The sequence below is a fragment of the Nocardioides sp. genome, assembly GCF_016462705.1.
In the GTDB taxonomy this organism is placed as follows: domain Bacteria; phylum Actinomycetota; class Actinomycetes; order Propionibacteriales; family Nocardioidaceae; genus Nocardioides.
The window spans coordinates 1-16,834 of record NZ_JAEMSS010000029.1 but is presented as its reverse complement, the minus strand read 5'-3'; the positions used below and the strand labels follow the sequence as shown (position 1 = coordinate 16,834).

Annotated in this window: 18 protein-coding genes and 1 pseudogene; 2 read left to right on the top strand and 17 right to left on the bottom strand. The window is 70.6% G+C overall.

Features of this window, described 5'->3' with window-relative positions; translation table 11 throughout:
* Positions 1 to 47 precede the first annotated feature (47 nt).
* The gene (locus JHD21_RS05835) at positions 48 to 713 is read left to right on the top strand and encodes a class I SAM-dependent methyltransferase (RefSeq protein WP_292672408.1); all 666 of its coding nucleotides are present in this window, start codon (positions 48 to 50) and stop codon (positions 711 to 713) included.
* Here the strand turns inward: JHD21_RS05835 and JHD21_RS05830 are convergent.
* The 3 genes from JHD21_RS05830 to JHD21_RS05820 are packed head-to-tail and all read right to left on the bottom strand — an operon-like array spanning position 672 to position 3,800.
* Positions 672 to 1,799, bottom strand: a complete 1,128-nt coding sequence (locus JHD21_RS05830) for a prenyltransferase (protein WP_292672406.1) — start codon at positions 1,797 to 1,799, stop codon at positions 672 to 674. The genes JHD21_RS05835 and JHD21_RS05830 overlap by 42 nt on opposite strands.
* The gene (locus JHD21_RS05825) at positions 1,796 to 2,560 is read right to left on the bottom strand and encodes a class I SAM-dependent methyltransferase (protein WP_292672404.1); all 765 of its coding nucleotides are present in this window, start codon (positions 2,558 to 2,560) and stop codon (positions 1,796 to 1,798) included. Before JHD21_RS05825 ends, JHD21_RS05830 begins: the two co-directional genes overlap by 4 nt.
* Positions 2,547 to 3,800 carry a glycosyltransferase family 4 protein gene (locus JHD21_RS05820; RefSeq protein ID WP_292672402.1) on the bottom strand — a complete coding sequence of 418 codons (1,254 nt, stop codon included), beginning with the start codon at positions 3,798 to 3,800 and terminating at the stop codon, positions 2,547 to 2,549. The genes JHD21_RS05825 and JHD21_RS05820 overlap by 14 nt, the downstream gene beginning before the upstream one ends.
* Before the next feature lie 148 nt (positions 3,801 to 3,948).
* On the opposite strand from JHD21_RS05820, the gene JHD21_RS05815 reads away from it, so the two are divergent.
* A complete protein-coding gene (locus JHD21_RS05815; RefSeq protein WP_292672401.1) occupies positions 3,949 to 4,560 on the top strand; it encodes a TetR family transcriptional regulator in 612 nt (203 codons plus the stop codon).
* Here the strand turns inward: JHD21_RS05815 and JHD21_RS05810 are convergent.
* From JHD21_RS05810 to JHD21_RS05745, 14 genes and pseudogenes are all read right to left on the bottom strand, one after another.
* Positions 4,550 to 5,737, bottom strand: coding sequence for a lanthionine synthetase LanC family protein (locus tag JHD21_RS05810; RefSeq protein WP_292672399.1), 1,188 nt, complete (start codon positions 5,735 to 5,737; stop codon positions 4,550 to 4,552). The two genes, JHD21_RS05815 and JHD21_RS05810, sit on opposite strands and share 11 nt — an antisense overlap.
* 22 nt (positions 5,738 to 5,759) lie before the next feature.
* Complete coding sequence (locus JHD21_RS05805) at positions 5,760 to 6,254, bottom strand: pyridoxamine 5'-phosphate oxidase family protein (protein WP_292672397.1); 495 nt, start codon at positions 6,252 to 6,254, stop codon at positions 5,760 to 5,762.
* Between the two features lie 10 nt (positions 6,255 to 6,264).
* On the bottom strand, positions 6,265 to 7,020 hold the full coding sequence (locus tag JHD21_RS05800) for a glucose 1-dehydrogenase (protein WP_292672395.1): 756 nt from the start codon (positions 7,018 to 7,020) through the stop codon (positions 6,265 to 6,267).
* A 1-nt stretch (position 7,021) separates the two neighbouring features.
* Positions 7,022 to 7,927 (bottom strand): 3-oxoacyl-ACP reductase, encoded by a 906-nt coding sequence (locus JHD21_RS05795; RefSeq protein WP_292672393.1) that lies wholly within the window; start codon positions 7,925 to 7,927, stop codon positions 7,022 to 7,024.
* Positions 7,928 to 7,934: 7 nt separating this feature from the next.
* A complete protein-coding gene (locus JHD21_RS05790; RefSeq protein WP_292672391.1) occupies positions 7,935 to 8,129 on the bottom strand; it encodes a ferredoxin in 195 nt (64 codons plus the stop codon).
* A gap of 19 nt (positions 8,130 to 8,148) precedes the next feature.
* A complete protein-coding gene (locus JHD21_RS05785) occupies positions 8,149 to 9,120 on the bottom strand; it encodes an NAD(P)/FAD-dependent oxidoreductase (RefSeq protein ID WP_292672389.1) in 972 nt (323 codons plus the stop codon).
* Positions 9,121 to 9,167: 47 nt separating this feature from the next.
* Positions 9,168 to 9,947 (bottom strand): hypothetical protein, encoded by a 780-nt coding sequence (locus tag JHD21_RS05780; protein ID WP_292672387.1) that lies wholly within the window; start codon positions 9,945 to 9,947, stop codon positions 9,168 to 9,170.
* On the bottom strand, positions 9,944 to 10,453 hold the full coding sequence (locus tag JHD21_RS05775; protein ID WP_292672385.1) for a hypothetical protein: 510 nt from the start codon (positions 10,451 to 10,453) through the stop codon (positions 9,944 to 9,946). Before JHD21_RS05775 ends, JHD21_RS05780 begins: the two co-directional genes overlap by 4 nt.
* A complete protein-coding gene (locus JHD21_RS05770; RefSeq protein ID WP_292672383.1) occupies positions 10,454 to 11,713 on the bottom strand; it encodes an MlaD family protein in 1,260 nt (419 codons plus the stop codon).
* Between the two features lie 160 nt (positions 11,714 to 11,873).
* On the bottom strand, positions 11,874 to 13,229 hold the full coding sequence (locus JHD21_RS05765) for an MCE family protein (RefSeq protein WP_292672381.1): 1,356 nt from the start codon (positions 13,227 to 13,229) through the stop codon (positions 11,874 to 11,876).
* A complete protein-coding gene (locus JHD21_RS05760) occupies positions 13,226 to 14,455 on the bottom strand; it encodes an MCE family protein (protein ID WP_292672380.1) in 1,230 nt (409 codons plus the stop codon). The genes JHD21_RS05765 and JHD21_RS05760 overlap by 4 nt, the downstream gene beginning before the upstream one ends.
* Entirely contained in the window at positions 14,452 to 15,438 is a 987-nt protein-coding gene (locus tag JHD21_RS05755; RefSeq protein WP_292672378.1) for an MlaD family protein, read from the bottom strand. Before JHD21_RS05755 ends, JHD21_RS05760 begins: the two co-directional genes overlap by 4 nt.
* Complete coding sequence (locus tag JHD21_RS05750; RefSeq protein WP_292672376.1) at positions 15,438 to 16,574, bottom strand: MCE family protein; 1,137 nt, start codon at positions 16,572 to 16,574, stop codon at positions 15,438 to 15,440. Before JHD21_RS05750 ends, JHD21_RS05755 begins: the two co-directional genes overlap by 1 nt.
* Positions 16,571 to 16,834, bottom strand: a pseudogene (locus JHD21_RS05745) (hypothetical protein); the annotation flags it as partial. The gene JHD21_RS05750 and the pseudogene JHD21_RS05745, both read right to left, overlap by 4 nt.

Here is a 16,834-nt window from a genome sequence, read left to right as displayed (position 1 = left end):
TCGTGACCGAGAACTAGAACGTGTTCTAACTCTACTAGAGTCGACGGGTGACCGACGACCGGCAGAGTGACTGGCTGAGCCACGCCCTCGGCGCCAAGGGGTTCATGCCCGAGGACGAGGGGATGCTGCTGCACCGGCGGGCGCTCGAGCGCCTGCCGCACGGGCCCGTCCTGGAGGTCGGCACCTACTGCGGCAAGTCCGCGATCTACCTCGGCGCCGCGGCCCGCGAGGTCGGTGGACCCCAGGCGGTCGTGTTCACGGTCGACCACCACCGCGGCTCCGAGGAGAACCAGGCCGGCTGGGAGCACCACGACCCGACCCTGGTCGACGCCGAGCTCGGCGTGATGGACACCCTGCCGACGTTCCGCCGGACCATGGCGCTGGCCGGTCTCGAGGACCAGGTCGTCGCGGTCATCGGCCGGAGCACGACGGTCAGCGCGCACTGGCGCACTCCCCTGTCGCTGTTGTTCATCGACGGTGGGCACGCCGAGGAGCACGCGCAGAACGACTACTCCGGGTGGGCGCCGTGGGTCATGACCGGGGGGCTGCTGGTCATCCACGACGTGTTCCCGGACCCGGCGGACGGCGGGCAGCCGCCGTACCACGTCTTCCTGCGGGCGATCGAGGGCGGCGCCTTCACCGAGGTGGAGGCGCTGGGCTCGATGCGGGTCCTACAGCGGACGGCCGGCGACGCCGGCGAGGCTGTCGGCTGAGGGGCAACCACATTCCAGCGCCAGCTCGGTGAAGTGCGGCGCCAGCGAGGTGCCGCGCATGATCCCGGACCCGGCGGTGCTGTGGCCGGCGACCTCGCCCAGCGCGTCGACGGCCAGGATGACCGCCGCAGCGGTGTACGTCGTGTGCTCGACCGGCCAGAACACGTCGCGCGGCTCGCCGTCGGGAGCGCGGCCGTCGTCGTAGACCCAGCCGGTCCAGTAGCTGCCGTCCGACTCGCGCAGGTGCTGCATGTCTGCGAGCAGCGTGAGTGCGCGCCGGTGGTCGCCGAGGGCGTCGAGGGCCATCGCCAGCTCGCAGGTCTCGGCACCGGTCACCCAGGGGTTGGTGTCGACGCAGTGGATGCCGAGGCCGGGCACCACGAAGTCGTCCCAGCGGGTCTCCAGCAGGGCGAGGCCCGCCTCGCCGCGGACCGCGCCGCCGAGAACCGGGTAGTACCAGTCCATCGAGTAGGTCGACTTGTCCGCGAAGAGGTCGCGGTGCTCACGCAGGGCGTGGCCGAGCCGGCCGCCGGTGAGCTCCCACTCGGGCTGCGGGTCGTCGACCAGGTCGGCCAGCGCCACGCCGGCGCGGAGCGACTGGTAGATGCTGGAGCTGCCGGTGAGCAGGCAGTAGTCCTCGGTGGGGGTGTAGTTGATCCCGCCCCAGACGACCTGCTGGGCGACGACCCAGTCCAGGGCCGCACGCACGGTCGGCCAGTAGTGCTGGACGAAGGCGATGTCGCGTCGCACCAGCCAGTGGTGCCACAGGCCCACCGCGACGTACGCCGTCATGTTGACGTCGCCGCGCTCGTCCTCGGGCTCGCCGCCGACGATCTTCATCGGGAACGAGCCGTCGGCGCGCTGCATCGTCGGCACCCACAGCAGGGCCTTCTCGGCGGCCTCCACCTCACCGCCGACGAGCAGCGCCATCGCTCCCTCGACGTGGTTCCAGATGTCCGCGTGCTCGCCCACGGTCCAGGGGATCGCACCGCTCGGCTCCTGCATCCGGACGATGGAGGCGGCCGTCTCGGCGACCTGCGCGGCGGTGAGGATGCCCTCGACGTAGGGCAGCCGGTGCGCCGTCACGCCGGTCCCGTGGACGGCTCGGCGGGCTTGCGGAAGTAGAGCACCAGGCTCTTGCCGATCAGCGGGTCCAGCACCTTGCTGGCCAGCTGGAGCGCCCGCGGCTGCTTCATGATCTCCCAGACCAGGAGCTTGTGATAGGCCTTCGCGAGCGGGTGCTCGTCGTTGGTGACACCCACCGCGCTCTTGATCCACCAGTAGGGCGCGTGCAGGCCGTGGGCGTAGTCCTTGCCCTCGTAGATCATCGCGTCGCCCGGCGTGCCGTCGTTGGACCGCCCCGCCTTGGTGACCTTGTCGATCAGCTCGTGGTCGGTGTAGATGCGGATGTGGCCACCCTCGGCGTTGTGGTACTCGTCGGAGAGCCGCCAGTTGATGACCTCCGGCAGCCAGCGCGGCACCGAGATGGCCATCGTGCCGCCGGGCCGCAGGACCCGGACCAGCTCCTTGATCGCGTCGACGTCGGCGTGGATGTGCTCGAGCACCTCGGCCGCGACGATCCGGTCGAACTCGCCGTCCGCGAACGGGAGCTGGAGGGCGTCGCCCTGCTTGACGTCGGCCTCGGCGCCGTCGGGGACCTCGCCCGCCTGCCGCATCGCGTGGAACAGGTCACTCACGCCGGCCAGCTCGTCGGCGTCCATGTCGAACGCGACGACGTCGGCCCCGCGCCGGTACATCTCGAACGCGTGGCGCCCGCCACCGCAGCCCATGTCGAGCACCCGGTCACCCGGCTGCAGACGGAGCCGCTCGAAGTCAACGGTCAGCAATGTCCTGGTCCTTCTCGTAGTCCTCGATCACGTGCTCGTACGCCGCGGCGACGGTCGCCGCCACCGCCCGCCAGCTGAACAGCTCGTCGACCCGCTTGCGGCCGTTGGCGCCCAGGCGCTGCCTGCGCTCCGGGTCGTCAAGCAGGCTGGCCAGCGCCTCGGTGAGCTCACCGACGTCGCCGGGCGTGACCAGCTCGGCGGCGTAGCCGTCGGGCCCCACGACCTCCGGGATGGCGCCGGCGCGGCTCACGATGAGCGGGGTGGCGCAGGCCATCAGCTCCGCGGTCGGGAGCGAGAACCCCTCGTAGAGCGACGGCACGCAGGCGACCTCGGCCGAACCCATCAGCTCGACGAGCTCGGCATCGGTGATGCCGTGGACGAACCGGACGGAGTCCTTGATCGACAGCTTGTCGATGAGCTTCTCGGTCTTGCCGCCGGCCTTGGGGGCGGTGACGAGGATGAGCTCGACGTCGCGCTCGGTGCGCAGCTTGGCGAACGCCTCGAGCAGCGTGGCGATGCCCTTCATCGGGGCGTCGGCGCTGGCCATCGCCAGGATCCGGCCCGGGACCCGCGGCGCCGTCGGCGGCTGGAAGGCGTCGTCCACCCCGAGCAGGAGCACCTGCATGCGGGCCGGGTCGACGCCGAAGTCCTTCGCGATGTCGCGCTTGGACGCCTCGGACGGCGTGAGGATGAAGCGCGCCTTCCGGGCGACCTTCTTCTGCATCCGGAGGAAGCCGTACCAGCGGCTGATCGTGAGCTTGCGCCACGGGTTGCGGGTGGAGGCGAGGTCGATGCGGCGGTCGAAGGTGATCGGGTGGTGGATCGTGGTGAGGAGGGGCAGCCCCATCTTCTCGATCTCGAGCATGCCGTAGCCGAGCACCTGGTTGTCGTGGGCGATGTCGAAGTCGTCCAGCCGCTCCCGCAGCAGCCGGGCGACCCGCGAGCTGAAGGTCTTGGGCTCGGGGAAGCCGGCCACGCACATCGTGGCGAACTCCTCGACGTCGATCCGGTCGCGGAACTCGCGCGGCTTGGGGATCCGGAAGGGGTCCGGCTCCCGGTAGAGGTCGAGGCTCGGCACCTTGGTCAGCGCCACCCCCGGGTCCAGCTCGGGGTAGGGCTGCCCGCTGAAGACCTCGACGGTGTGGCCCAGGGCCACCAGCTCGCGGCTGAGGTGGCGCAGGTAGATGCCCTGCCCGCCGCAGTGGGGTTTGGAGCGGTACGACAACATCGCGATCCGCATGTGGAGTCCTCCGGGTGGTCGCCGGGGGCTCGTGTCGCCGTGCCGGACAAACTGGAACGTGTTCCTATTATGGCTCAGGCGTTGATAGCCTGACCATCGACCCAACGCACACTACGTTGCACACGTTCCATGTTCCCGGGGAGGCAGGGTGAGCACGATCACGTCCACGAACTCCCTGGCGGTCGAGGACCTCGGGTCCGCCGCTCAGCGGGACCGACGCAGGCGGATCCTCGACGCGACCATCACGCTGGCCGCCCAGGGCGGCTTCGACGCCGTCCAGATGCGGGGCGTGGCCGAGCAGGCCGACGTCGCCCTCGGCACGCTCTACCGCTACTTCCCCTCCAAGATCCACCTGCTCGTCTCGGCCCTCGGCCGGGAGTTCGAGCGCGCCGAGGCCAGCCTCAAGGACAAGCCGGTCCCGGGCGACACCGCCTCCGACCGCGTCATCTACGTCCTGCGCAAGACCACGCGTGGTCTCCAGGGCGACCCGCACCTCACCGAGGCGCTGACCCGAGCCTTCATGTTCGCCGACTCCACCGTCGCGACCGAGATCCACGCCGTCGGCATGCAGCTGTCGACGATGCTCACCCGGGCCATGGACCCCGAGCGCACCGAGCCCACCGAGGACGACATCGCCATCGCCCGGGTCATCGGCGACGTCTGGCTGTCCTCCCTGGTGGCCTGGGTGACCGGCCGCGCCACCGCCAACGAGACCGCCGAGCACATGGAGCGCGCGGTCCGCATGGTGCTCAGGGACTGACCCCTCGCCCGAGCTCCTCTCCGCGGGCCACGCGGAACAGGAAGGCCGCGATCCCTGCGGCGCCCTGCATCCAGCCGACCCCCGGCGGGAGCAGCGGCTCCACGTTGCGGTGCTCGACGAAGCGCCAGTACGCCGCGTCACCGTCCCGGACGGCGCGCTCGACGCAGGCGTCGGCCATCGTGGCTGCGAACGCGGGGTCGTGCGGCAGGACGGCGAGGCCGACGCCGGCGGTCCCGCAGCACAACCCGTCGTTGTCCCAGAAGCCGGGCCGGCGTCGCTCGGGGATGCCTGAGGTGCGCAGCGACGTCACGCAGCGCTCCACCCAGGTCCCCTCCCCTAGCGCGGCGAACAGTGCCAGGGTGCCGGCGGGCCCGTGGCACCAGTTCCAGGTGACGACCTCGTCGCCCTCCTTCGGCGGGATGCGCCGCGGGACGACGAAGACTCCGTCGGACGAGTCGCCCAGGGTCTTCAGGTGCTCGGCGCCGAGACGGGCGGCCGCGACCGCGTCGTCGCGACCCAGGGTCCCGCCCGCTCGTGCCAGGGCCGCAGCGATGCCCGCCAGACCGTGGGAGTAGTTCGGCATCTGGACGACCTCGCCCACGAGGTGCCGGGGCATGAACAGCCAGTCGAGCCCGGCGGTGGTCTCCTCGGCTTCGGCGAGCAACCGGTCGACGCCGTGCTCGGCGAGGGGCCTGGCCGTCTCGACACCGGCATCGAGCGCGTCGAGGGCGCCGATCAGCACTCCCGCCTTGCCCAGGGTGGCGTCGTTGCAGTCGGGCCATCCGCGACCGGTGACGTCGAGCAACCGGGCCACGCACTCCTCGACGCCGGGTTCGCCCAGCGCGGCCAGCACCCCGATGTCACTGACCAGCCCGTCGAACCAGGTGACGTCGTCCAGCTGCTCGGTGCGGGCGCGCAGCCGCTCGGCCACCGCTCCTGCGAGCGCGGCCTCGTCGCCCGACCACGGCCGGTGCCGCCGCACCTCGGCGAGCAGGTGGCCGAGCCCGCCGATGCCGCTGTGCATGCCGTCGCGGTACTGAGCCGGGGGCGCGTCGAACGCGTCCGGGGTCAACGCCTCCGGGATCCACGGTCCGAGGTCGTCGTGCCGGACCTGGGCGAGCACCCAGCGGGTGGCCGCCTCGGCGAGCTCCGAGTAGGTCTCGGGTCCGGCGGGCACCGGAGCAGGCTAGTGGGACCGGCTAGATGAACTCCGCGGTCGTCCCGCCCAGGTCGATCGGGTCCATCCCGAGCTTGCGGTGGTCCCAGGAGCGGACCCGGTCGACGTCGAGGCGGACGGCGACCCGGTTGTGCGCCATCAGCTCGACGAAGGGCTTGAGCTCCTCGGTGTACGGCGCGTTGTAGCGCTCGAACATGTTGACGCAGACGTCCCAGACGACGTCCTTGTCCTCGACGATGACGCCGGTGCCTTCCATGGCGAGGCCGCGGAGCTGGTCGTAGGTGTGGCCCGCCTCGACCAGGAACGACATCCGCGGGTCCCGGCGCAGGTTGACGACCTTCTGCGACTTGGCCTTGGTCTCGATCCAGACGTGCTCGTCGAGCACGGCGTACCACATGGCGACGAGGTGGATCTGGCCGTTCGCGCCGACCGAGGCGACGGTCGAGGACCGGGACTGGTGCAGGAACTCGACCTGCTCGTCGTGCGTCATCACGATCTGCGCGCGCTGGTTGGCCATGTCCGTCCCCTCAGCCGCCGAAGCCGTGGGTCGCCGTGACGCCGCCGTCGATCGCGATCTCGGCGCCGTTGATGTAGGACGACTCCTCGCTGCCCAGGAACACGTAGAGCGGCGCGACGTCCTCGGGGTGGCCGACCCGGCGGAGGGGGATCTTCGACGCGCCGTACTCCATGGCGAGGTCGCCGCCGTGCACGCGGGTCATCGGGGTGTCGATCATGCCGGGGTGCACCGAGTTGACCCGGATGTTGTGCTTCCCGAGCTCGTGCGAGGCGCCCTTGGTCATGCCGCGGATCGCGAACTTGGTGGCGCCGTAGGCCACGGTGTTGGCCATGCCGCCGAGGCCTTCCGTCGACGAGGCGTTGATGATCGCGCCGCCGCCGTTGGCCTTCATGGTCGGGACGACGGACTGCATGCCGAGCCAGCAGCCGAGCTGGTTGACCCGGAACAGCAGCTCGACCTCGTCGACCGGCATCGACTCGACGCTGCCGAACCGGAGGATCCCGGCGTTGTTGGCCAGGATGCTGACCGGGCCGAAGCGCTCGTTGGTGTCGGCCACCAGGGCGGTCCACGCCGCCTGGTCGCTGACGTCGAGGTGGGCGAAGTGCGCCGCGGCCCCGAGCTCCTCCTCGAGGAGCAGCCCCACGTCGTCGGCGACGTCCGCGATGACCACCTTGGCGCCCTCGGCGACGTACGCCCGGCAGATGCCGGCGCCCTGGCCCATCGCGCCGCCGGTGACGATGGCGACCTTGCCGTCCAGACGACCCATGTCAGACCTCCAGCCGCATGATCGAGTCCGCGGCGAACCCGACGCTGGGGTCGCGGCCCTCGAAGAAGCCGCCCAGCTGCTTGTCGAGGTCCTCGAGGTCCCAGACCGCGCCGGCGGCGTCGAAGCGCTGCTCGACGACGGGGGCGGCGACCAGGGCGACCATCCCGCCGTAGACGACGAACACCTGGCCGGTGATGTTGTCCGCGGCCGGTGAGGCGAGGTAGGCGACCAGCGGGGCGACGTGCTCCGCGGAGTAGGGGTCGACCTCCTGACCGGAGGTGTCCTCGCCGAACACCTGGGCGGTCATCGCGGTGCGGGCCCGCGGGCAGATGGCGTTGGCCCGCACGCCGACCTTGCCCAGGCCGCGCGCGGTGGACAGGGTGAGCGCGGTGATGCCCGCCTTCGCGGCCGCGTAGTTGGCCTGGCCCGGCGAGCCACCCAGGAACGCCTCGGACGCGGTGTTGACCACCCGTGCGTACACCGGGGCGTCGGTCTCCTTCGACTTCGTCCGCCAGTACGACGCCGCGTTGCGCGACAGCAGGAAGTGGCCGCGCAGGTGCACGCGGATCACGTCGTCCCACTCCTCGTCGGAGAGGTTGAAGAGCATCCGGTCCCGGGTCATCCCGGCGTTGTTGACGACGATGTCGAGCGAGCCGAAGCCGTCGACCGCGGCGGCGAGCATGGCGTCGGCGGTGGACCGCTCCCCCACGTCCCCCTCGACGACGGCGACCTCGACGCCCGTGGCGCGGATCTCCTCCGCGGCGTCGTCGGCCGCCCCCGGGAGGTCGTTGAGGACGATCCGGGCGCCGGCTCCGGCCAGGGCGAGGGCCTCGGCGCGACCGAGTCCCGCCCCGGCCCCGGTGACGATCGCGACGCGTCCGTCCAGGGACAGGTTCGTTGGTGACATGTAGTGGCTAGTCCTCGATCAGGGAGATGGCGGCGCGCGGGCAGGCCGCCACGGCGCGCTTGACGTTGTCGATGTTCTCGTCGGTCGTCTGGTCCGTGTGCAGCTGGAGGAAGTCGTCGTCGTCGAGCCAGAACACCTCTGGGGCCATCGCCTCGCAGAGGGCGTTGGACTCGCAGAGGTCGTAGTCGACCTTGATCTTCATGTCCCTACCTCACCCTTCCTCAGGTGCCTTCACTTGAATGACCGGGGAACACCTTCGCGCTGGGGTCGATCGCGACGGTGGCGTTGTTGACCGCGGTGGCGGCCTCCCCGAAGCCGACGGCGATCAGCCGGACCTTGCCGGGGTACTCCGTGATGTCGCCGGCGGCGAAGACCCGTGGGTAGTTGGTGCGCATCGAGGGGTCCACGACGATGTGCCGCTTCTCGACCTCGAGCCCCCACTGCTGCATCGGGCCGAGGTCCGCGACGAAGCCGAGGGCGGCGACCAGGGCCTGTGCGGGCCGGACGACGGTCTCGCCGTCGACGTCGATCTCGACCTCCTCGAGCGTGCTGTCCCCCCGCATCGCGGTGACCTGCGCCTTGGTGATGATCTCGACGTCGGAGTCCCTGACCTGCTGGACCGTGCGCTCGTGGGCGCGGAACGCGTCACGCCGGTGCACGAGGGCGATGCTCCGCGCGATGCCCTGCAGGTGCAGGGCCCAGTCGAAGGCGCTGTCACCGCCGCCGACGATGACGACGTCCTTGCCGGCGTACGGCTCGAAGCTGGGCACGAAGAACTCCATGCCGCGACCGAGCCAGCCCTCGCCGGCCGGGAGCGGACGGGGGCTGAACTTGCCGATGCCCGCGGTGATGAGGACGGCGCCGGCACGCACCTCGGTGCCGTCGTCGAGCCCGACGGTCACGCCGTCGTCGTCGTGCTCCAGCGTGAGGGCGGTGCGGTCCAGGAGGTACTCCGGCTTCGCGGTCGCGGCCTGCTCGACCAGGCCCTCCACGAGGGTCCGGCCCTTGACGGACGGGAAGCCGGCCACGTCGAGGATCTGCTTCTCGGGGTACATCGCGGTGATCTGCCCACCGAGCTCGGGCAGGGAGTCGACGACCGCCACCCGGTGCCCGCGGAAGCCCGCGTAGTAGGCCGCGAAGAGGCCGGTCGGCCCGGCTCCCACGATCAGGATGTCGCACTCGACCCTGCTCACGGCGGTCATCCTAACTGAAACGTGTTCTAGTTGCGGCCGGAGGCGCGCTACGCGGACTCCACGTCCGAGACCAACCAGCCCTGCTCGGTCTCGACCATAGTGATCTTGAGCCGGTAGGGCGTGACCGCGGTCTGCGCGCCCTTGCGCTCGATGAACTGGGTCAGGAAGACGAGCGCCTCCACCTGCTTGTCGGACGCGGTGATCACCGCCTGCGCCTCGAGCTCGGCCACGACGATCGTCTGCTGCTCGATCCAGTCGTCACGCACCTGGTCCGTGGTCTGCCGGAACTCCTCGGCGAACGCGTCGGTCATCGTGGCCGTCGCCGCGTCGACCTGCTCGTCGTAGGTCTCGTAGGAACGACCGCTGAACGTCACCGCCGCCTGGGCCGCCGTGTCCACCACGCTGCGCTGGGCCGCCTCGCTGATGACGACCGGGCGGGCGGCCGAGACCTTCGGGTCGTCCCCCAACGGTCCCCAGAGGTACGCCGCCTCGAGCAGCGCCGCGGCGACCAGCACCACGATGGCGAGCACCAGCGCCACCGTGGTCCTGCGGGCCGGCGGTCGAGCGGGCGCTTCGGCTGCGGGGGTCTCGACGGGCTCGACCACCGGGGGTTCGGCAGGTGCCTCGACTGTGGAGGTCTCGTCGGGCTCGACCACCGGGGGGTCAGCAGGTGCCTCGACCGCGGGGGTCTCGACAGGCTCGACCACCGCGGGTTCGGCAGGTGCCTCGGCCGGCGTGGTCTCGAGACCCTCGCCGGCGCGGGCTCCTCGACTGCCGGAGCCGGCGACCCGACGAGGGCGGGGCGTGGGGTTGCGGGAGCGGGTCACTTGATGAACTCCAGCTTGCTGGTCAGCCAGTCCCCGTCGACCCGCTCGAGGTCGAGCTGCATCCGGAAGTTCTCGGCCCTCGACTGGTCGGTGCCGGTGCTCGTGACCGTGCCCTCGGTCGCGACGATCACCCGGGCGCTGTCGGCGTCCACCGCCACGACACCGGCCCAGACGACCTTGCCGGAGCGGGTGGCCTGGCCCTGCTCGAGAATCTCGGTCAGTGGCCCCGCGCCCTGGTCGAGCTGCTCCTTGAACTCCCCGGTCGCCCCCGCGGTGATCGCGTCGATGGCGGCCTGCGGGTCGCGGTAGTCGATGTTGACCAGCGCGGTGGCCTCGGTCCGGGCCGACGCCAGCACGGCGCCGTACCGCTCCTGCTCGGCCCGGGCGTCGGCGCGCTCACCCCTCTCGAGGTAGGCGAGGACACCGCCCGCAACGCAGACGCAGGCGAGCAGCAGGGCCACCAGGTAGAGGACACGGTTGCGGGAGGACACGGGAGTCACAGGCATCTATGAGACCGGACCCACCAGCAGCCACTTCCACGAGTCCCCGCCCAGCACCGACAGGTTGCCCGGCTCGACGTAGCGGACCGGGTCGCCGTTGCGGTCGAGGACGCCGGGGACCTCGTCGGCGAGCGGGTAGTAGGAGCCGACCGACGTGCGTGCGGGGTTGTTGTTGAGCGGTGTCCCGGGGGCGTACTTCGACCCACGCATGTTGAGCGGCGGGCCGCTCAGGCACTGGGCGGGATAGATCGGCCCGTCGGTGAGGTCGGTGAACTGCCGCCACTCGCTCGGCTTGAGGTAGCCCTCCGTGCAGACCGGGGTGCTGTCGTACTGCAGGTTGACGTGGCCGTAGCCGTCCGCGGTGCTGCCGCTGGGACCGGCCCCGATCACCCGCGGGTAGGACACGAGCAGCTGTTCCAGGCCGGCGAGGTGCCCGACCGCCACCTGGTTGATGCTCACCGCGTTGCCCAGCAGCACCGGCAGCGTGGGCTCCAGGTCCTTGAGCAGGGCGTCCACCTGCCGCGCGGTTCCGGGAGTCCCGGCCAGGACCTCGCGCAGGTCCTGGTCGCTGCCGGCCAGGGCCGCGGTCAGCAGCTTGAGGTCGCGGGAGAACGACGCGATGTTCTCGGAGTTGTCCTGCTGCGTGCCGAGCACGGTCTTCCCGTAGTCGAGCAGGGCGATGGTCTCCTCGCTGTGCGCCGAGGCCTCGTCGACGAACCGGCTGCCGTTGTCGAGCAGCTGCTGGAGCGGCTCGCTGGTGTCGGCGAACATGTCTCCCAGCTCGGCCACGGTGACCTGCAGGTTGCGCTCGTCCACGGACCCGACGAAGTCGTTGAGCTCGATCAGCAGGTCGGCCTCGTCGGTCGGCAGCGAGTCGGCGTCACCCTTCAGGCGCGCACCGTCCTCGACGTACGGACCCTCGTCGTCGGCCGGCTCGAAGTCGAGGTACTGCTCCCCCACGGCCGAGAGGTTGTGCACGTACATCGGCGCGTCCGCGGGCAGCTTCGTGCCCTCCTCCAGCGACAGCACCAGCTCGACGCCGTCGCGGCTGGTGTTCATCTCCTTGACCTTGCCGATCTTCACGCCCCGGTAGGAGACCTCGCTGCCCTCGAAGAGACCGCCGGACGACGGCAGGGTCGCGTAGACGGTCAGCCCCCGGCCGAGGACCCGGTCGATGAAGCCGAGGTACGACGCCGTGATGTAGACGATGCCGACGGCCGACAGCACCGCGAACGCGACCAGCCGGACCTTGATGCCGCGGGTCATACGTGATCACCACCAGACGTGCGTCGGGGGTGGCCCGTGCTCCGGGTGCGTGCATCGCCAGGCGCCGGAGCGAAGCTGTACTGGGTCGTCCTGCGAGCGACGGCAACGCCGCGAGGCGCGTGCCCGGAGTGCGGGACACACGGCGCAGGTCTGGTGGTGATCACGACAGGCCCCCGAAAAGTGCGTTGGTGTCCCCGGGCGCCGCGGCCGTGCCGCTCGGCGTGTAGCTGGTGGCCGCGCGCCCCAGGACGCCCCCGAGGACGTCGTCCAGGACGTCGGGGAGCTCGTCGAGGGGCAGGTCGGGCACCTGGTTGAGGACCACGCAGACCGGGTTGTCCTGGTACTTCTCCTTCTTGCACTGCTTCTTGAGCTTGGTCAGCGAGTCGAGGTCGGCGAGCACCTTCTTGCAGGCGGCGCTGGAGATGTTGCCGCTCTGCAGGCACTTCTGGACGTCGTTGAGCACCTCGCCCGGGTCGGGGAGCTCGATCGGCGGGAGCTCGATCGGGGAGTCCCCGCCCCCGCCGGTGAGGAAGTTGTCGAGGCTGATCTCGGCTCGGATCGAGGTGTTCGCGTAGTCGCCCTTGACCACGTCCGACGCCTCGTCGGGGAACGGGAAGCTCACCAGCAGGTTGATGCCCGGAGCCAGCTCGTCGCCGGCGGCGGAGAGCTGGCTCAGCACCGGCTCGAGGTTCTCGAGGCTCTTGATCAGGTTGTCCTTGCTGGCCCGGATGACCCGGGTGCCGACCTCGCCGAGCCGGTCCAGGGAGGACAGCATCTCGACCAGCTCGGCCTCTTGGTCGGCGAGCACCTCGATCGCGGGACCGGTGGCGTCCAGGGCGTCGGTGACGGTCTTCTTCTCGGCGTTGAGGGTGGCGGTGAGGTTGTTCATCGCCTCCAGCGCGCGGATGATGTCGGCCTTCTGGGCGTCGAGCGTGCCGACCACGTCCTCCAGGGAGCCGAGCAGCACGCGGAGCCGGTCCTCGCGGCCGCTCATCACGTTGTTGAGCTCCTCGACGATGGTGCCGAGCTGGGCCACGCCTCCGCCGCTGAGCAGGAACGACAACGCGCCGAGCACCTCCTCGACCTCCGGGTTGCGGCCGGTCGCGGCGAGCGGGATCTTGTCGCCCTCGCCGAGCCGGCTGTCCGAGCCGCCGCTCTCGGGGGCCTCGAGGGCGACGTACTTCTCGCCCAGCAGGCTGACCTGGCGGATGTCGGCGATCGCGTCGTCCGGGAGCTCGACGTCGTCGCGGACCCTCAGGGTGACCTGCGCGTGCCAGCCCACGCGCTCGACGTCGGTCACCTCGCCGACGACGACGTCGTCGACCATGACCGGCGACCTTGGCACGACGTTGAGGATGTCCGCGAACTCCGCGGTGACCTCGAAGCTGTTGTCCTCGTCCACCGGCGAGCCGGGCAGCGGCAGGTCGTAGGCGCCGTCGAACTCGCAGCCGCTCAGGAGCACCGCCCCGGCGGCCAGGAGCGCCGCGGAGGTCCGGAGCCGGGCGACAGGCCTCATGACGAGCCTCCGAACAGGTCGGTGACGGTGGCTTCGCTGTCGGTGGCCGGGGTGTCCTGGACCTGGCTGGTCCGGGCGCGCTGCTGGCCGGCGGGCGTGTCCGCCGCGGCCCGGGCCTCGCGGGCGGCCTTGCGGACGGCGGCCTTGCTCGGGACCCCCGACTCGATGATCTGCTCGAAGAGCGTGCAGGCGAGGTCCTTGCTGACCTGCGGCATGCCGGACTGCTGGACCACCGAGCACAGGAAGCCGTCGAGGTCCGCGATGTTCTGCTGCACGCCGATCCGGGAGCCCACCGAGGAGGACTGCGCGTCGAAGGCGAGGATCAGGTTGCCCATGGCCACCGGGGCGACGGTCAGGGCGGTGTCGATGCTCTCCTTCTCGGAGTTGATCGTCTTGAGGGTGCGGGTCAGCTTCTCGACGTCGGTGACCAGCGCCTTGCGGTTGTCGCGGACGAACGACTCGACGGTCCCGACCGCGTCGGCCACGGACGCCAGCGCGGCGCTCAGCTCCTCCCGCTCGTCGGCCAACGCCGCGGACACCTCGGCCAGGTCCTTCATGAAGGCCCTCACCACGGCGTCGTTGGTGGCCAGCACCTCGGTGAAGCGGGCCAGCGAGCTCACGGTCTCGAAGAGGTCCCCACTGCCCTCGCCGAACGTCACCGCCGCCTCCGAGAGGTTGCGGATCATCTGGTTGCCCCGCGCGCCGTTGCCCTCGAAGGCCTCGCGGGCCGCGGCCAGCGTGTGGTCGAGCGTGCCGTCCTTGTTGACGCCGTTGGGGCCCAGGGCGATGGTCAGGTCCTCGAGGCTGGCGTAGATCCGGTCCAGCTCGACCGGGACGCCGGTGTCCGGGAGCGGGATGTCCGCTCCGCTCGCCATCACCTTGTCGCCCTCCTCGAAGGCGGGGGTCAGCTGGACGAACCGGTCGGCGACGAGGGTCGGGGTGACGATCGCGGCCTTGGCGTCGGCGGGCACGTCGTACGTCGCGTCGTACTCCATCTCGACCCGCACCGAGTTGCCCTCGGGGATGACCGCGGTGACCTTGCCGACGTTGACCCCGAGGATCCGGACGTCCGTGCCGACGTAGACGCTCACCGCACGCGGGAAGTGCGCGGTGACGGTCTTGCTCGGTTCGTCCCTGCCGACGAGGACGAAGGTCCCCAGGAGGAGCAGGACCGCCACGGCGAGCGCGACCGTCCGCACGTTGAGGAGCTGGGCGAGGCGGGTCATGGGGTGGCCACCCTCGTCGGCAGGAACTCGCCGGTCGGGATCGCGGCCAGGTTGGCGGCGTAGGCGTCGAACCACGGGCCGGTCCCGATGATGTTGCCCAGGATGGAGACGTACGGGCCGAGCGCGGCGAGCGTCGCCTTGAGCTCCTTCTCCTTGCTGATCAGGAGGTCGAGCAGCTCGTCGACCTCCGCGAGAGCCGGACCGAGCTGGGCCTGGTTGTCCTCGGCCACCCCGCGCAGCTGCTTGGCGAGTACCCGCGCGTTGACCAGGAGACGGTGCACCGCCTCCTTGCGCTTGGTCACCTCCTGGAACACGAGGTCACCGTTCTCCATCAGCGACACGAGGTCCTTGCTGCGGTCGCTGAGCAGCTGGGTGACGTCCTTGGAGTTGGCGAACAGCGCCCGGATCTGGGCGTCCCGCGAGGCGACGGTCTCGGAGAGGCGGGCGATGCCGTCGAAGCTCGCCTCGATCTCCGGCGCCGCCTGCGTCATCGTGGTCGAGACCACGTCGAGGGCGTTGACGAGCTGGTCGCGGTCGATCTCCTCGGTGGTGGTGGTGAGGTCACCGAAGACCCCCACGATGTCGTACGCCGACTCGGTGCGCTCGAGCGGGATCGGGGTGTCCTCCGCCAGCTGCCCCTCGCCCGCCGGCGTGAGCTCGAGGTACTTCTCGCCGAGCAGGTTGAGCACCTCGATCGACGCCTCGCTCTCCTTGCCGAACTCCACCCCGTGGTCGACCTCGAACTTGACCACGACCGTGGAGCTCTCGAGCGTGACGTCCTGGACCCGCCCCACGCGGATCCCGCCGACCTGGACCATGTTGCCGCGGTGGATGCCGCTCGCGTCGGCGAAGACCGCTGTGTAGGAGGTGCCGCCGAAGCCGGGGAACTTCGAGAGGTTGAAGGCCGCGGCCATGATCAGCAGCATGATCACGATGGTGATCACGCCGAGCCGCATGATCTGGGCGTCCGTGTAGCGCTTCATCACTGCACCCCCGTGTCCGCGCAGCGAGGGGCGGTCGAGCGGAAGTCCAGCTGGTTGAGCTGCTGCTGGAGCTGCTGGATGACCGGGAGGTCACCGAGACCGGCGGGCAGCTTGATCTCCCCGGAGAACCCGCAGACGTAGTAGTTGTACCAGGACCCGTAGGTGCCGGTCCGGGTCTGGTCGGTCATCGACTCCGGCAGCCGGTCGAAGAGCTCGACGACGACGTCCCGGTTCTGCTTCTTGTTGAGCAGCTTGGCGAGCTTGCGGAGCTCGGCGATGTCCGACTTCAGCACCGGCCGGGCGCCCTTCAGCAGGCTCGCGACCTCGACGGTGAGGTCGGAGATGCTGTCCAGCGAGGAGCCGATGACCTGGCGGTCCGCGGCCAGGTCGGTCATCCACCCCTCCAGCTCCACCACCAGCTGGGTGACCTGCTCCGAGCGGGAGTTGACCGTGGCCAGGGTCGTGTTGAGGTTGTCGACCACCTCGCCGATCAGCTGGTCCCGGTCCGCCAGCGTGGTGGTCAGCGACGCGGTCTTCTCCAGCAGGCCCTGGATCGTGCCGCCCTCGCCCTGCAGCACCTGGACCAGGTTCATGCTCAGCTCGTTGACCTGCTCGGGCTGGAGTGCCTGGAACAGCGGCTTGAAGCCGTTGAACAGCGTGGTCAGGTCGAGCGCCGGGCTGGTCTGCTCGACCGGCAGCGTGTCTCCTCCCTCGAGCCGCCCCGCGCCGGCGTCCGCGCCGGCCTCGAGCGCGAGGTAGCGGTCGCCCACCAGGTTGAGGAAGCGGACCTCCGCGCGGGACGCCGTGGTCAGGGGCACGTCGGACTTGACCCGGAACGTGATGATCGCGTGGTTGCGGTCGTGGTGGTCGACGTCCTTGACCTCGCCGACGCTGACGCCCGCCACCCGGACGTCGTCACCCTTCTCGAGCATCGACGCGGTCGTGAAGATCGCCTTGTACTCGGTGCCCGCGCCGAAGCCGATGTTGCCCATGATCGCGGCGAGCAGTCCCGTGACCAGGACGGAGACGATGCTGAAGATGCCGAGCTTGATCCCGGCCGAGACGGTCACCGCCTGGCGGCGGCGGCGCAGGGCGGCCGCGCTCACGAACTCCGGCTGCTTCTGGGGCTCGGTCACGACGACTCACCCCCGCGGACCACGGGCCCGTAGACCAGCGAGCCGAGTGCGCCGTAGGACTCCGCGGAGCGGCCCGTCTCACCGGCCAGGAGCGCGTTGATGATCGCCTGGTCCGCCGTCGAGCCGGCGAACCCGCTGGCCATCGTGCGCGGGGCACCCGGTGCCGCACGGCCGACGCCCGGGATCGGGCTCACGGGGTAGGCCTCGACCCCCTCGTCGAGGTCGATCGGGCCGGCCGGGATGGGCGGGTCCGGGAGCCC

Excerpts from the sequence above, each read along its gene's own strand:
- JHD21_RS05770 (WP_292672383.1), bottom strand. The coding sequence starts at position 11,713 with ATGACCCGCGGCATCAAGGTCCGGCTGGTCGCGTTCGCGGTGCTGTCG.
- JHD21_RS05755 (WP_292672378.1), bottom strand. The coding sequence starts at position 15,438 with ATGAAGCGCTACACGGACGCCCAGATCATGCGGCTCGGCGTGATCACC.
- JHD21_RS05805 (WP_292672397.1), bottom strand. The coding sequence starts at position 6,254 with ATGGCCAACCAGCGCGCGCAGATCGTGATGACGCACGACGAGCAGGTC.
- JHD21_RS05790 (WP_292672391.1), bottom strand. The coding sequence starts at position 8,129 with ATGAAGATCAAGGTCGACTACGACCTCTGCGAGTCCAACGCCCTCTGC.
- JHD21_RS05760 (WP_292672380.1), bottom strand. The coding sequence starts at position 14,455 with ATGACCCGCCTCGCCCAGCTCCTCAACGTGCGGACGGTCGCGCTCGCC.
- JHD21_RS05765 (WP_292672381.1), bottom strand. The coding sequence starts at position 13,229 with ATGAGGCCTGTCGCCCGGCTCCGGACCTCCGCGGCGCTCCTGGCCGCC.
- JHD21_RS05800 (WP_292672395.1), bottom strand. The coding sequence starts at position 7,020 with ATGGGTCGTCTGGACGGCAAGGTCGCCATCGTCACCGGCGGCGCGATG.
- JHD21_RS05795 (WP_292672393.1), bottom strand. The coding sequence starts at position 7,927 with ATGTCACCAACGAACCTGTCCCTGGACGGACGCGTCGCGATCGTCACC.
- JHD21_RS05820 (WP_292672402.1), bottom strand. The coding sequence starts at position 3,800 with ATGCGGATCGCGATGTTGTCGTACCGCTCCAAACCCCACTGCGGCGGG.
- JHD21_RS05775 (WP_292672385.1), bottom strand. The coding sequence starts at position 10,453 with ATGCCTGTGACTCCCGTGTCCTCCCGCAACCGTGTCCTCTACCTGGTG.